Origin of the sequence: Flammeovirga aprica JL-4, from assembly GCF_012844305.1 — a bacterium.
Classification (GTDB): Bacteria; Bacteroidota; Bacteroidia; order Cytophagales; family Flammeovirgaceae; genus Flammeovirga; species Flammeovirga aprica.
On the sequence record NZ_JABANE010000098.1, the window covers coordinates 1 to 14,146 of the forward strand.

Annotated in this window: 14 protein-coding genes and 1 riboswitch; of the genes, 4 read left to right on the forward strand and 10 right to left on the reverse strand. The window is 33.2% G+C overall.

What is annotated here, in order from left to right:
• The first annotated feature begins 377 nt into the window (after positions 1-377).
• On the forward strand, positions 378-1,994 hold the full coding sequence (locus HHU12_RS25875) for a sensor histidine kinase (RefSeq protein WP_169659638.1): 1,617 nt from the start codon (positions 378-380) through the stop codon (positions 1,992-1,994).
• Here HHU12_RS25875 and HHU12_RS25880 read toward each other — a convergent pair.
• Positions 1,986-2,198: a hypothetical protein gene (locus tag HHU12_RS25880; protein WP_169659639.1), complete on the reverse strand. Its 213-nt coding sequence runs from the start codon at positions 2,196-2,198 to the stop codon at positions 1,986-1,988. The two genes, HHU12_RS25875 and HHU12_RS25880, sit on opposite strands and share 9 nt — an antisense overlap.
• A 53-nt stretch (positions 2,199-2,251) precedes the next feature.
• A riboswitch (SAM-I-IV-variant riboswitch) is annotated at positions 2,252-2,358 on the reverse strand.
• Between the two features lie 147 nt (positions 2,359-2,505).
• On the opposite strand from HHU12_RS25880, the gene HHU12_RS25885 reads away from it, so the two are divergent.
• Positions 2,506-3,609, forward strand: a complete 1,104-nt coding sequence (locus HHU12_RS25885) for a cytochrome-c peroxidase (protein WP_169659640.1) — start codon at positions 2,506-2,508, stop codon at positions 3,607-3,609.
• 204 nt (positions 3,610-3,813) lie between these two features.
• On the opposite strand, the gene HHU12_RS25890 is transcribed toward HHU12_RS25885, so the two are convergent.
• Positions 3,814-5,136 carry an MATE family efflux transporter gene (locus HHU12_RS25890; RefSeq protein WP_169659641.1) on the reverse strand — a complete coding sequence of 441 codons (1,323 nt, stop codon included), beginning with the start codon at positions 5,134-5,136 and terminating at the stop codon, positions 3,814-3,816.
• Between the two features lie 235 nt (positions 5,137-5,371).
• On the opposite strand from HHU12_RS25890, the gene HHU12_RS25895 reads away from it, so the two are divergent.
• Both HHU12_RS25895 and HHU12_RS25900 read left to right on the forward strand, forming a co-directional pair.
• On the forward strand, positions 5,372-5,953 hold the full coding sequence (locus tag HHU12_RS25895; RefSeq protein WP_169659642.1) for a PhnA domain-containing protein: 582 nt from the start codon (positions 5,372-5,374) through the stop codon (positions 5,951-5,953).
• A gap of 250 nt (positions 5,954-6,203) precedes the next feature.
• On the forward strand, positions 6,204-6,566 hold the full coding sequence (locus HHU12_RS25900) for a hypothetical protein (RefSeq protein WP_169659643.1): 363 nt from the start codon (positions 6,204-6,206) through the stop codon (positions 6,564-6,566).
• 7 nt (positions 6,567-6,573) lie between these two features.
• Here HHU12_RS25900 and HHU12_RS25905 read toward each other — a convergent pair whose 3' ends face one another.
• From HHU12_RS25905 to HHU12_RS25940, 8 genes are all read right to left on the reverse strand, one after another.
• Positions 6,574-7,434, reverse strand: coding sequence for a sterol desaturase family protein (locus HHU12_RS25905; RefSeq protein WP_317170540.1), 861 nt, complete (start codon positions 7,432-7,434; stop codon positions 6,574-6,576).
• Between the two features lie 101 nt (positions 7,435-7,535).
• Positions 7,536-7,934 (reverse strand): hypothetical protein, encoded by a 399-nt coding sequence (locus HHU12_RS25910; RefSeq protein ID WP_169659644.1) that lies wholly within the window; start codon positions 7,932-7,934, stop codon positions 7,536-7,538.
• A gap of 34 nt (positions 7,935-7,968) precedes the next feature.
• Complete coding sequence (locus HHU12_RS25915) at positions 7,969-8,841, reverse strand: Rpn family recombination-promoting nuclease/putative transposase (RefSeq protein ID WP_169659645.1); 873 nt, start codon at positions 8,839-8,841, stop codon at positions 7,969-7,971.
• Between the two features lie 25 nt (positions 8,842-8,866).
• Positions 8,867-9,421 carry a hypothetical protein gene (locus HHU12_RS25920; RefSeq protein ID WP_169659646.1) on the reverse strand — a complete coding sequence of 185 codons (555 nt, stop codon included), beginning with the start codon at positions 9,419-9,421 and terminating at the stop codon, positions 8,867-8,869.
• A gap of 75 nt (positions 9,422-9,496) precedes the next feature.
• On the reverse strand, positions 9,497-10,477 hold the full coding sequence (locus tag HHU12_RS25925; RefSeq protein ID WP_169659647.1) for a hypothetical protein: 981 nt from the start codon (positions 10,475-10,477) through the stop codon (positions 9,497-9,499).
• A gap of 25 nt (positions 10,478-10,502) precedes the next feature.
• A complete protein-coding gene (locus tag HHU12_RS25930; protein WP_169659648.1) occupies positions 10,503-11,597 on the reverse strand; it encodes a DUF695 domain-containing protein in 1,095 nt (364 codons plus the stop codon).
• A gap of 545 nt (positions 11,598-12,142) precedes the next feature.
• Positions 12,143-12,595, reverse strand: a complete 453-nt coding sequence (locus tag HHU12_RS25935; RefSeq protein ID WP_169659649.1) for a hypothetical protein — start codon at positions 12,593-12,595, stop codon at positions 12,143-12,145.
• A 115-nt stretch (positions 12,596-12,710) separates the two neighbouring features.
• Complete coding sequence (locus tag HHU12_RS25940; protein WP_169659650.1) at positions 12,711-13,229, reverse strand: DinB family protein; 519 nt, start codon at positions 13,227-13,229, stop codon at positions 12,711-12,713.
• Positions 13,230-14,146 lie beyond the last annotated feature (917 nt).

A 14,146-nucleotide genomic window follows, 5' to 3' on the forward strand; every position in this document is an offset into this window, starting at 1 on the left:
CAAGTATAACATCTAAAGGTCACATTATTAACTACTTACAGAAATAGTGTAGTGAGACACGCTTTTACATACATAGTTGATAATGTGTTTTTTATTGTTTTCAAGTGTCAAACTCAAGAAAAAGGAGAAACAGCTCTCATTTGTTCTATTAAAATAATACTATTTCATTGCACATATCACACATAATACCCCATCATACATCAATTAAAGACAATTAGCTACTGTAGGTTAATAGACAAAAAGCATTCAACATTCAATTTATTCAATCACCTATCTCTTTAAATATTACATAAGTTAAAGTTCTGATTTTTAATCCAAACAACTTCTCAAGTAAAAATGGTGTTCTATAAACATCAACGATAAAATTGTAATGTATTATGTCCCAGCAATCACATCTAGATGGCTTGGTTCTCCGACTGATAGGTGAGATTCATAGTCATCTGCTTAGCAAAAAAAAACCATTAGAAATATTAAAAGAAAGCATAGAAAACTTAGCTAAAGCTTCCAATTGCAAATACGGATTTTTAGGTATTCTTGACCATCAAGACGGCATTAAGAATTATAAGTACTTAGTGGAAAAAAAGGCAAGCTTAAACACCTTAAACCTTTTTAATAAATCAATGCTAGACAGTGCCTTGCCGTTTAAAGAAGTTTCTAAAGCCTATTATTTTTTAAAATACACTGAAAACCTATCAGAACCGATCATTAGTTATGATGAAGATCGATTAGTAAAGGGATTGCCTTGGTCTTCGCATTTACTGATTCCTATCCTTTTTCAAAAAGAATTAATTGGCGTTGTAGGGCTTTGCGATAAAAAAGGGGAATTTGACGAGGATTACGCATTACAATTACAGCCTCTTATTGACACCTACAAATTAGTCATCAGTCAGATTGACGATAAAGTTGATACAGCACCTCAGGAAGATAGCAGTTTTCAAGAATCATTTGATTTAATGGTCAATATTGATAAGCTATGGAACATTCAGAGAGGAAATTTTGCTTGGGAAGAAAAGCTCGGAAGATCAAAAGAGCATATCATGGATTACGTTTTTGGAAGCGATTATGAATTGCTTGAGAACATCATTTTGAAGGCCAAGTCTACAATGACTACTCAGTCTGAAAAAATTAGATTCAAAAGAGACAAACACAGGATATTTACTTTGATGGTGAAAGTAATTTATCAATCTACTACCAGAAGTTTTAAAATTATAGGAAAAGATATCTCCGACCGCTTTCGACAAGAATCTATCTTGAAGAAGCAACAGGACCGTCTTAGGCATACTCAACTTCTGTTACAAAAATCCAATAATGAGCTTGATGCGTTAATCTATCACATTTCTCATGACTTACGTGCTCCCCTTGCTTCTGCACTAGGGCTTGTTTTTGTAAGCCAACAGGAAAACGAGATGGAAGAGGTGAAAAGTCAATTGCAACTACAGCAAAAAAGCCTCGAAAAGATGGATAACTTTATCAGCGAGATCTTGGAGTTTGCACGCATAGCAAGAACACCCAATGAAAATGTTACCATTGATATAGAACAATTGATAAAAGACACTGTGACCTCTACTTCAAAAGCATTGGATGTAGAATTTGAGGTCAATATTACTTCAAATCAAAACTTTCCTTTTGTCAGTGATATCAAAAAAGTCACTTCTATAGCTCAAAATATCATTCATAACGCTTTCCAATTCAGAAGCAGAAACCGTTTTCATGACACCAACCTCTTGAACATTTCCATTAATGTAGAGGAAAATGATACCTGCATCATCTTTGAAGACAACGGTATTGGCATACCACAAGAATACATACACCGGGTTACTGAAATTTTCTTCAGAGCACACACTGAATATGTAGGTTCTGGTATAGGTCTTTACATTGTGGAGCAAGCCATCAAACGACTAAGAGGTCATTTGTCCATCATATCTAGAGTGGACCAAGGAACAACCTTTATTGTATGGCTTCCCAATCACTATTTCAAGAGAGAATTATTTTAAGCCTTCTTCAATTTTCACTAACAGGTGATGACCGTATAACTTAGGGCTTGAATGATCGTTGATATTTCTTAAGCCTAAAAGTCTTTCCGCTTGAAGCATTGTCAAGTTTCTGTATTTTACTTCTGAAGAATTAGTGACAAATCTATTTTTCAATATGTCGTAACACTCTTGTAAAGTTAAATCGAAAGGAGATTTCTCTAGCATTGTTTTAATGTTTTATTGTTCAACATTACAAACACCAAGAAAAACTATGAGGGGGGATTCCGTTTTTTTGTCATGAATCAGACCACATCTATTTTACCACCGTGGCTTTACTTGCTCGGTTGGCACCTTATCTAATTGAGTAGGTTTCTTGATGTTTATATATTTCACGCAAGTTTACAATACTTCAAACAGCTTTCCAATAGCTTTTAAAAGTTTTAACAGTCTACAGCTAAAGTTATCGGGACTCTCCACATTACAATTTTATTATTCCTAAAAAAATTGTATTTTCAAAGCAAACCTAAGTAACATGCAATCTAGAAAATTCATCTTTTTATCGTTGCTTTTATCCATATTATCCAGTTGTGAGGAGTCAGAACCGATCAACAATCAACCTTTTGATTTAAAAATCCCCGAACACTTCGGGAAACAGTATGTTTTACCAGAAGATAATCCGACAACCGTAAAAGGTGTTGAATTAGGACGGATGCTGTTTTATGATCCTCAATTATCGAGAGATCACTCCACCTCTTGCGGTACGTGCCATCAGCAGAAACTTGCCTTTACAGATGGAAAAGCAAAGGCTGAAGGTATACATGGCAGAACGGGAGACTTCAGTAGTATGTCTACTGTAAATTTGATGTGGAGTGGAAAATTCTTCTGGGACGGACGCTCTCCGAGTATGGAAGATCAAGCACTCGGCCCTATTGAAAATGTTTTGGAAATGGATATGACATTGGATGAAGTGGTTGAAAGGCTTTCACAAGACGAAAGATACCCTCCAATGTTTAATCTTGCTTTTGGCAGTTCAGAAATTACTGCTGATAAAATTGGAAAAGCTATCGCTCAATTTGAGAGAACCTTAATTTCCGCCAATTCAAAATATGATCAGATTATTAAAGGTACTTATCAACCTACTGAACAAGAAGAATTGGGAATGAGCCTTTTCCTTACGCATCCAATTGCTGGTGAAATTCGTGGCGGAAACTGCGGAGACTGCCATCTTGGTGTACTTACTTCCGGTGATCCAGTAAGCTTCAGAGGCTTTCATAATAATGGATTGGATGATGATGACAACCTTAAAGAAGGGTTGATGGGCGTAACAGAAAATCAGTTTGACAAGGGTAAATTCAAAGCCCCGACGCTACGTAATATTGCCCTCACCGCACCTTATATGCACGATGGGAGATTTAATACGCTGGAGGAAGTATTAGAACATTATGACCAACATGTCAAAAGAAGCCGTACACTTGATCCTTTGATTCAAGAAGCGAGTAATGAACCTATTTTCCCCGGAGATCCCATCAAATTACATCTCACTCAAAAGGAAAAAGAAGCCATAATTGCTTTTCTTCATTTACTCACTGATGAAGAATTTATCAATAACCCCGATCATTCGGATCCTTTTAACTAAAATAAGAGCCCACAATTTTATGAAATGAATTGTGGGCTTTCTTTTAAGCAGTTGTACAATTAAAATCGGAAGTTTTGGATTTCCTTTTTTAGCCTACTTTTCGTTAGAATATCATCACGTAGCTTCAGCTATGCGCTTCTATTCTGCCTCGATTAGACTCAAAAATAATAATCCAACTTATTCCAATTTTAAATGTGCAACTGCTTATATTTTTCTCAAATGTTTCCAATACAAATAACCGGAAACACAAAGCGTTAACACCTCTGATAAAACAATTGCATCAATAACACCTTCTCCTCCAAAAAAGTGAGTAAGTAAAAGCACCAAACTTACCGGAAATATCAATGTTCTTAATAATGAAATAATTAACGATGGTTTGGGGTGATGTAATGAGGTAAAGAAGGCTGACAATAAAACATTCACTCCAAGTATCACTAAGATAGGCGCTGCCGATAATGTAAATTGCTCTGTCAATACCCTGGTTGTCACTCTGTCATCTTCCAGAAACAAATCAATATATTGTTCTACAAAAAATGTCGTCAGTAAAGCCAAAATACCGCCAAGCAATACTGCAGAAGTCAAAGAAATTGTAAGAAAGTCTTTCACTCTATCCATCAACTTTGCTCCAAAATTCACACTCACTATTGACTTTAAAGCATCCGACATTCCATAGCACAGCATAATCATAAAATACATCAAGTAGCCTACAATGGCATATGCCGCCACACCAACTGTACCATAATATTTCATCATTTGGAGATTGATCAAATAGAATAAAAAGCCTCCTGACAATTCACTGAAAAACTCTGAAGAGCCATTATAAGCGATGTCTTTGAGGATTTTCCAATCAAAACCTGTGAATTTAAACTTCAACTTTCCTTTCTGCCTTAAGAAATGAGGTAATAATAAAACGGGTAATACAAAATAGGACATTGACGTACCTAATGCTGCTCCTTTTACTCCCCAATCCAGTTGTACAATAAAAAGGTAATCTAAAACAGTATTTGTCACTGCGACCAACAGTAATGAAACAAAACTCAAGTTTGGGAGTCCATCAACTCTTGTAAAATAGGTAAACGCATAACAAGACAATACAGGGGACATACCAATAATAATCTGTAAATAGGTTACAACAAGAGGTTGAATTGTGGGATCTGCACCTAGAAAAACAGCTATATCCTCAACGAAGAATAAACCAATTACCGTTAATGAGCAACTGATAATTCCCACTAGAATAATGATATTGGTGAATATCTTTTGTGCTTTTTCAAGATTCCCTTCTCCAATAAACTTCCCGCAGAAAACCTCTCCTCCTGTAGAAAATAGGATAGGCAGACCGAAAAGTAATGAGAAAATAGGAGCACAAAGTGAAATGGCTGCCAATGCTTCAGTTCCCACATAATTCCCAACAAACATTCCATCAATAATCCCTGCCGAGGTCACAGCAAGCATACCCAATACTGTTGGAATAGAAAAGGAAAGAAAGACATTTAAAACACTTCCCTGAAGTACTTTATTGTTACCCATAATTAATATATAGTTTAGTCAACCGTTGTCAATATAAAATTACTAACTCTTACTTTCTTAAAAGGGTATTTTGAATAGGGTTTCATCTAAAATTGTGTTATTAAAATTGAATACTCAAAATAAAAAATAGTGGCGTTCCATTAATATTCCTTTATGAATTATCATATCCCTTATTTTTTCAGCAATTTTGATGTGCATTATGGTGCTAAACAAGATTTAAAATAATTAACCTAAAATGAGTTTAGAAAAAGAACTTCAAAAAAGAAGCAATGGTGTTTGTGAACTATGTGGATCTGCTGAACATGTATCTCCTTTTTTAGTAGAGCCAAAAAATTCATCTGACAGTATTGATCATGCTTATGTTTGTTCTACTTGCCAAGAGCAGATTAATGACAAAGAAAAAATGGATGCCAACCACTGGAGATGCTTGAATGATAGCATGTGGAATGAAAACCCAGCTGTTCAGGTACTGGCATGGAGAATGCTTTCTCGTTTGAAAAGTGAAGGATGGCCACAAGATTTACTTGAAATGCTTTACTTAGATGAAGACACTCAAGCATGGGCTGAAGCTACAGGCGAAGGTGTGGATGAAAGTGATAAGGTAATTCATAAAGACAGCAATGGAGCTATTCTTTCTAATGGTGATAGTGTGGTACTGATTAAAGATTTGAATGTGAAAGGAGCAAATTTCACAGCCAAAAGAGGTACAGCTGTTAGAAACATTTCTTTAGTACATGACAATCCAGAACATATTGAAGGAAGAGTAAACGGTCAACACATCGTGATCCTTTCTAAGTTTGTAAAAAAGAACTCATAACAATATACATCATCAAGAGCCTTCATTGGCTCTTTTTTTACCTCTCCATCGCAACCGATTGAAATGTAGAACCTTCTAACTTCTCCTTATTTTCCAAAAAATTATTTAAGAAATACAAAATGCGTATTGTTATTAAAATCTCTTCACTAAAAGTTTGTTATCCTATCATTAATTCCATTGTTTCTTAAGTAATCTCTCTTGTATATTTGATCCAAAGCAAAATCAGAACTATTCATGCCATTAAATTATTATGACCATTAACCCAGTATTTGATATGACTTATGCCAATCATATTGATAGTATACAGAAGATTATTTCTAAAGAGTATGACGACAAAATGTCTGTTTCTTTAAATGATATTATTTCAAGTTATACTGTAGGTTTTGACTTTCAAGATAAGAAAGACATCACCGAGAACATTTTACTGATCTATAATATTGATTATAGAAAGCATTCAATGTATTTGAGTGACACTTCTTTTGTGCTGAAAAAAACAATTGAGGAACACCTTACTTCATTCAATATTGATCTTGTAGAAAAAGAAGAGCAATGGAAAGATTTTCTAGATGCCGTTGAAATGGAATCTATGATCTATAAAAAAGGAAATAGATAATAAGCTATTAAGTATTACTTACCTCTTCTTTTTTATTGATTTCTTTAATATCTCTATACTCTTGAAATGGAATTTTAAGAAGGTTGGCAACCCTGCTATTTTCCATCGGTTCCATGTGCGTGTCCACTCCATAAACTAATTTACTATTGTCTGCCTCTGCATAAGTCCCAAAAATCCTATCCCAAATCGAAAAGATATTTCCATAATTTGTATCCGTCAATGGCTGTTGAAAATGATGATGCACATGATGCATGTTAGGAGTAACAATCACCCAGCTTAAAATTTTATCTACCTTTTTAGGAAGTACAATATTGGCATGATTGAACTGTGATAAAATCACGGAAAGTGATTGGTATAAAAAGATCATCCAAATCGGTGCACCCATCAAGAAAACACCTATCGTAGTAGCAAATAGTCTTAAGAAACTCTCCCCTGGATGATGGCGATTGGCTGTTGTGGTATCAACATGAGTGTCGGTATGATGAATAAGGTGAAACAACCAAAACCATTTTACCTTGTGATTTAAATAATGGATGCTATAAGCACTAATCAAATCCATTAGAGCCAGCCCTGTAATCAACACAATGGGTAATGGGAATTCAGACATCCATTGCATATAACCGAAATGATGTACAACTGTCCAATCCGATAGTTTGACCATCACAAAGGCCAGTGATAAATTGACAACAGCTGTAGTTAATGTAAAAAAGATATTGGTTAAAGCATGCTTCCATTTATTATGCCCTTTGAAACGAAATAACGGCTGAAACCCTTCTATTATCCAGAAAAATAATATTCCTCCAACTAATAAAATGGACCTGTGAAAAGAAGGCATCGTAGAGAAGTAATCGATTAAGGTTTGCATCATAGTAAAAAGTTTAATAGAAATTGGCTTGAGATAATTCTCTCTGTGTTGTGTTGTTGTATTAAACTTAATGATAATTTACTGTTTGTCAAAGTTCTATTTCATCATTTAACTTTGCAATTTGCATACTCAAAAACCCGAGAATTGAACTTAATCCCACCTTCTGAAACCCCTTTTTTTCTTCCCTTTAGAAACCTACTAGTAAATTTAAACACAGGGTTTGTACTATCATATTTCAAATCAAAGGGGTTGATAGTATTTGGATTTTGGGGTTCGATAATGATAAATACAGAATCTATTGATATTTCATTTTTAGTTCCAAGTGAACTTTTATACATTTTAATGTCATAAGGAGTTGCCCATTGAGGACAAGGGCACATCATTCCATAGTACTGTAATTCTACAGTTTCATCCTCATGTTGAACTATAAGTTTTTGACCGAAAGCTATATTAAAACCAAAGATCAGTAACAGTATTTGAATACTTGTAATTATAATTTTCATGAATTTTTAAAGATGCTATTTAATCATCATTTCATCAAAGTCGATTAATTTCATCTTTTGTAAGTTCTGTTATTTCAGATATCACTGTAATATCCATCCCTTTAGCTTTCATTTTTTTCGCCGTTTCTATTCTTTCAAGTTTTCTTTCATCCGCTCTTATCTTATCTTCAGCATCAACTTTCATTGTCCATTCTATACTCGCCCTATAACTAAGGTTTTCCATGTGTTTTTCATAGTTTTTCTTTTCTATAGGGGATAATTTATCTACTCTCCAAAGTTCTCTAGCTTCACCAATACCTTTTGCGGTAAACTCCTCTTGGATATCATCATTTTTAAAATAATAGATCCATTGATCTAAAGTGTTTTTAGCTACATCATCAAATTGATTTACTTTTATGACATAATATTCAGGAAACAATTGATAGGGAAAGTCTTTTCCATTTAATATTTCTTTTTGCTTAGGTGACAACGTAAGCTTATCAAATTGATGTATTCCATGAAACTCTGTTTTCCCATGATAAACATAATCGTCTCCCTGCCCTAAATCAAAATAGACAATATTTATGGAATACACTTTTTTGACATCTTTATAGGGTTGACCCAAATTTAAATACTCTGAAATAACCTTTGATGTTCCATATAACATTCTATGAAAATAATCATACTCTTTCTGATTTTGAATCTCAATGATCACATATTCTCCCTTCGAGTTTTTCACCAAAATATCTACTCGATTAAATTTATCATCATTTGATATTTGATTATTTTCACTTTCTAAAATATCTTCTATTTCTATATCTTCTTTCAAAAGTTCAGTTAAAAAGCCCTCCAATACTTTGTAATCAGCTTTATTTCTAAGAAGCCTTTTAATTGCCCAATCAAATCGAATTATATTTTTTGTTTTCATATGAAACTTATTTCTTTCTTCAAATTTAAGGTTTTTGTTCTTTTAAATTACAAGTACTCTCTCCATTTATCGTTACTGCCTTAAGCTTATCAAAAAAAGAAGAATCCATCATCTTAAAATAGAAAGTCATTTTAAACTTACAACTACAAGAACAATGAGTACCATATGATGTAGAAATCAAATCAAGAGTGTTGTCATTGACAATCGCACAATCAAAAAGAAAATATTGACAGCAGTTCGATACTTTGTCAATGTTAACCTGAAAACCATTTTCCAATAATTTAACACTACGCACCTTCTCTACATATTCCTCCTCTACACCATTCTCATTTTTAAGATCATCAGGATCTTCATCAATATCAACTACAACTACCTGTGGTTCCTTACATGAATTTATGATAACACTATCAAGATATAAACCATAGCCTTTTGCTACCAATTGATTATGAGTATTACTTAAGATATGATTCCCTGACAAAATGTTGTCATCAGTTGCCTTTCGATTAAAATCTGCTTGTTGACCGTATACAACAGGATGTAATAAAAAGGTGATGCTTAAGAAAATTAAAATTGATTTCATAGTCATAGTAAAAAAAGAGAAAGACTTCTCAATCGAAAAGTCCTTCCTTATTTCTCCGTTTATTTAAAAGAAACATTAATCCAACATCATTGCTCCTACCAAATCAACACCTTCCCCTTCTTTCTCACGCTCTGTGGTTACTTTAGCCATAAAATTAAACCAATCATAACTGTTAGGTTCCATTTCTTCATCTTCATTCGCTTGATGCTGTTGTAAATAAAGTCTTGTTGATAAAAAATCTACTAGCACTCCACTTAAAAAACGTTCTCTATATTCCTTGGTAGTTTCGTTGGTAGGAAATAGGAAACGTATGCCTTTTTCCTGTGATATATTCAGCATAATTAGTTTATTCTCAGGGGCCACTAAAACAAAATTTGCTGATTCTTCCGGAAGTGATAAACGTTGTAGCTCTGTGCTTTCGGTGATGCGAGTTTGTCTGAGAATGTACCCAAACAAGTATGTTTCATAGCCCTTAAAAACATCATATAATTTAGTTAAGGTCTTTAATGTTTCTGACTCTCCAAATTTCTCTTCTCCATCATTAGACCACCACATCGCGTATGTACCTTTTACCTCAGCCTCTTTTTCTACACGCATGTCTGCCAATTGAAAAGGTTCTATAATTTCTTTAGGTTCATAGCCATCATAAATCGGTATTGCACTAAAGTAAATCAAATTAGGATAGGCTGTTTTTCCAACATGCTGTTCTAAAGATTTATACTTCAGGAGGTCTTCTTCATTATAAATAAAGAAAAGAGTGTAAGCCTGATCGCCATAATTGATAACAATAGGAACTGTCAATGCTCCCTCTTCCAAAAGACTGACATACATTACAGAGTGTGAGCATTCAATGCCTTGTTTTTTTGCTCGGTCCAGAAATTCAGCAATAGCCAAAATTCCATCTACCCTCACTTTTCCGGTAATACCTAATTCAAATTTTTCAAAACCAAAGTCTTCAATGTTGGTTAAAAACTTATTTTTAGTGTTGTCAGATGTACTCTCAGTACTTTGCTTTTCTTCTCTCTTCTTCCCTTTCAAAAAATCAAAAAATCCCATTTCATTATTGTTTTAATTTTAAAAATCAGCTTACTAAAAACCTATTGAACGTCTGCCAGTATTTGTCTTTATAGATTGAATAATCAATTTCAAATTGATCCGTATATTTCTCTTCTATTTCCTTAAAAACTTTGGATGGAAGTCTGAAATCATGACAAGCAAAGTAGATCTCACGTGTATTCTCCGCCGTCTGTCTTCCGACATTTAAATAGCCTTCAGAATCTTTCAGCAAAGCAGTTATTTCATCTTCTATTTCATCCAAAAGTTTATAATCCTCATCTGAGGGTAAACCACTATTCTCACCTCCATCGTAGGTAAATTCAATAATAGACACCCAAGGATGTGAAGCTTTAGCATCCCACTTCAACAGATCTGTATTTAATAAGGCTATCAGTGGCAATTCTCCATTTACAGTTCCATTCAAACCTGCAAAATTATCATTATCAGTATTATACCTCAAACCATTATATTTCTCTACAAACTCCTTCTCTCGCCAAACTAAATAACTTGGAAGTTTTGAAATTGGAATAAGTTCCTGATCCACATTCTCTTCAGAAATGATTTTTAAGTTATCTATGATACAGATTGAATTGAGCTCCCCTAATAAAATATCCAAAAATATATAAACTCCATTGGTGATCAGATCTTCGTCTTCCTTTTTATAATTCTTGTAAGTGATAACGATATCTATTTCATCAGGGTATTTCTTATGCTCAACAGGATAAAAAGATAAACTGTCTGCACCTATCACATGCCCTCCAATATTAATAGTTTGACCGTCTATCTCTTCAGCTTGTTTCAAAGCCGTAAACTTCCAATTATCTAAAGCAGGAGCTTCTTTGATTAATTCCTCCACAAAAACGATGTTTTTCACAACCCCTTCAGGCGTAATGATTAACTCTGCAGTATTTTCATCATGCATTCCACAGGAATACCAAAAACCTTCATTTAGTTCTTTCAATTTTGGATGGAGCTTTTCAAAAAACTTCGCTTCGATATCTCCTTTCGTGCTAATGACCTTATGAAAATCCTTTTCATTTTCCATAAACCAATCCCAAAAATCTTGATAAGTGTTTATTGGGGCATCTTTTTGAGAGAAAATATTTTTAATAAATGACATGCTGTTTCTTAGTATAAAGTATATGAGAATTTTGTTTACTTTCTAAATCAAGAAGAACAAATAGAATACTTATTTTATTCTCTGAAGTACCTTCTTAGACAAATTTAAACAAGAGGTTGATTTTCAAATAGATATTTTCTAAATTTTAAATTGAAAATAATTTATTCAAATCACTAATAAAAGCTACAATGAACAAACAGATAAGAATACAAAAAAATAGATGACCAATAAAATATCTAAACCTTCGTACTCTGTTTTCCTCATTCAATCTTTTACTCTTCCATGTATAATAAAGACCTAGTGGTGCCATCACAAAGAAAGGTAAAGCAGGAATACCAATCAATAAGTCCAAAAAGTAGGATCCCTTAATAAAATAAGGCTTTAACAGAGTGGAACCAGCTATAGACAAAAGAAATAACCCAGCATAAATTCTATAAACCTTTACAGATTTGTTCAAGTAAGTTTGCCCGAGTTTTATTGGTTTGCTCATTATATTTAGTTTAATATTGAACTGTTTTAAGATTTCTCAAAAAATCAATTACAATCTAACTAATAATAACTTTATCTTTCCTATGATACTCAAACATTTCAATAGCCGTCTTCAAAAATCCTAGCAATCCAAGACTCAATACGATTATGCCAACTGATAAATCTTTTAAAACGCTATCTCCCGCCTTGAAGTATCCGATCAACCCGGTAGTAAGAAATGTAAGAATCATAATACACATAATAAGAAGTGTAATTTTCCCTTTCGTAGGATTTTCCCATACTTTTTTTGAAAAGTTATTTTGTGTTTTAGTAGTATCCTGTAATGAAGAAAAACTTGTCCCCAATCCCATAAAAATCAAGACTTGATTTAAACTTTCAAAGATCACCTCAGGATGCTGTTTCAAGTGTTCCCAACCTGATAAGTAAGGGCTAAAAGCGAAATAAGTTGCAATGAGCATAAGTGGATATTGCAAGTAGCTGAGATAGTTGAAAAATGCTTTAAAGTTCATGGATTCAGATATATTTTAGTTTGAGTGAGAAGTTAATGAATCTATGTGGAAAACTTCTTCATTATGAAGAAATATTAAACCTGAGTCATTAGCATAAGGCCCTCCAAAAATACACTTACACTTTCAACCCGAAGTCGTATCTTTTATCCAAAACCCTTTTCAAGACACCAATCTGACCACAATGCCACATAGTATGCTTGATATTCCAATCCAAAGCTTCAAATTTAACATCTGCTATTGGATGAGGAACTTTTGTAGGTTCTAGTTTTTCTGACAAATCCGCTTCATCAAGAGATGCTATAATATCTAGTGATTTCCTTTGCACTATTTTACAATGCTCCATCAATACTTCAGGTTCTACTTTTCCAACACATTCTGAAGGTTGAGCATTTATAAATAAATCTGCGTATTCTCTAATAGGGAATTTTTGATAAAGTTCAGGTTGTGCACCTCTGATAGTCATAATTGAGTGGAAATTGAAACTCATTATCAAATGCCCCACTTGCCATGTAACATTAGTTTCCACATTTTCTGGTATCTGATCCCATTTTTCATAAGGGATACTTTCTACTAATTTATTCAGCCATTGATAGGCATCTTCTGTTTGCTTAAGAAGCATTGTTTTTGAGTTCATATCGTTCAGATTAAAGTAATCTTTTTGCTTTGCATTTAATTTAGCGTTGTACTTATGTCCTAGTTTTCAATAACCAAAAACCATACAATTCACACCACTATTACATTGTATAAAATTTGAGAATTAAACTACAAAAAGAATAAAGTCCCAAGATAGTCTAACCAATTTTAATTGTACAACTACTTAAATCTACTTTTTTCATAAAAATTGAAGAGCAGATGAGAAGGTAATTCATGGTTACTTTTTATAAATCATGTCAAACCAACCCAGATAAATAAAGTTTGGATAGAGAAAATTAAAAAAAAATCCACTTTCATAGAAAATACATATATTTTATACAAAAAGTACAATTTATTAAAATAATTAAATATTCATCTTGGAATAGTTATATGATATTTATTGGTTTTCTCTGAAAAAAAGAGGTAAATACTACTTCAGCTCCATTCAAAAGAGCTTCAAAAAATAAAATTTAAAAATATTTACAACCTTTTTTAAAACATGCCGTTCATTAAACCACAACACATCAATTAACAGTTATTACCAACAGCGACTACAAATTGATTAGCACTGAGAATAACTGATTTTAATAATCCCAACCTATCATAAAGAAATATAAATGGAATTGGCAACTGCCAATTAACGACTCATTTTTACCCCAGTTTTACTATTATCTTATTGTACACTATCACTTTTACTGCTGCAATGGGAGGGTGTAAATTATGCCCTCTCCATTGCCCAAGTAGAGATTTTAAGACCTATTAATCAATCAGTTTGTAATAGTATTACAAAAATAAAATTTAACACTCTAATTTTTTCGTTACTTGATAATACTTTTAATTATTGATTGGTTAGATCTTACAATAGTTTAATGTAAGCACTATGTATGAGGGTTATTCCTCGAAAGAAAACACACAGTA

Bases quoted from the DNA above. Each gene is read 5' to 3' on its own strand.
- HHU12_RS25875 (WP_169659638.1), top strand. From the start codon at position 378: ATGTCCCAGCAATCACATCTAGATGGCTTGGTTCTCCGACTGATAGGT.
- HHU12_RS25880 (WP_169659639.1), bottom strand. From the start codon at position 2,198: ATGCTAGAGAAATCTCCTTTCGATTTAACTTTACAAGAGTGTTACGAC.
- HHU12_RS25885 (WP_169659640.1), top strand. From the start codon at position 2,506: ATGCAATCTAGAAAATTCATCTTTTTATCGTTGCTTTTATCCATATTA.
- HHU12_RS25890 (WP_169659641.1), bottom strand. From the start codon at position 5,136: ATGGGTAACAATAAAGTACTTCAGGGAAGTGTTTTAAATGTCTTTCTT.
- HHU12_RS25895 (WP_169659642.1), top strand. From the start codon at position 5,372: ATGAGTTTAGAAAAAGAACTTCAAAAAAGAAGCAATGGTGTTTGTGAA.
- HHU12_RS25900 (WP_169659643.1), top strand. From the start codon at position 6,204: ATGACCATTAACCCAGTATTTGATATGACTTATGCCAATCATATTGAT.
- HHU12_RS25905 (WP_317170540.1), bottom strand. From the start codon at position 7,434: ATGATGCAAACCTTAATCGATTACTTCTCTACGATGCCTTCTTTTCAC.
- HHU12_RS25910 (WP_169659644.1), bottom strand. From the start codon at position 7,934: ATGAAAATTATAATTACAAGTATTCAAATACTGTTACTGATCTTTGGT.
- HHU12_RS25915 (WP_169659645.1), bottom strand. From the start codon at position 8,841: ATGAAAACAAAAAATATAATTCGATTTGATTGGGCAATTAAAAGGCTT.
- HHU12_RS25920 (WP_169659646.1), bottom strand. From the start codon at position 9,421: ATGAAATCAATTTTAATTTTCTTAAGCATCACCTTTTTATTACATCCT.
- HHU12_RS25925 (WP_169659647.1), bottom strand. From the start codon at position 10,477: ATGGGATTTTTTGATTTTTTGAAAGGGAAGAAGAGAGAAGAAAAGCAA.
- HHU12_RS25930 (WP_169659648.1), bottom strand. From the start codon at position 11,597: ATGTCATTTATTAAAAATATTTTCTCTCAAAAAGATGCCCCAATAAAC.
- HHU12_RS25935 (WP_169659649.1), bottom strand. From the start codon at position 12,595: ATGAACTTTAAAGCATTTTTCAACTATCTCAGCTACTTGCAATATCCA.
- HHU12_RS25940 (WP_169659650.1), bottom strand. From the start codon at position 13,229: ATGAACTCAAAAACAATGCTTCTTAAGCAAACAGAAGATGCCTATCAA.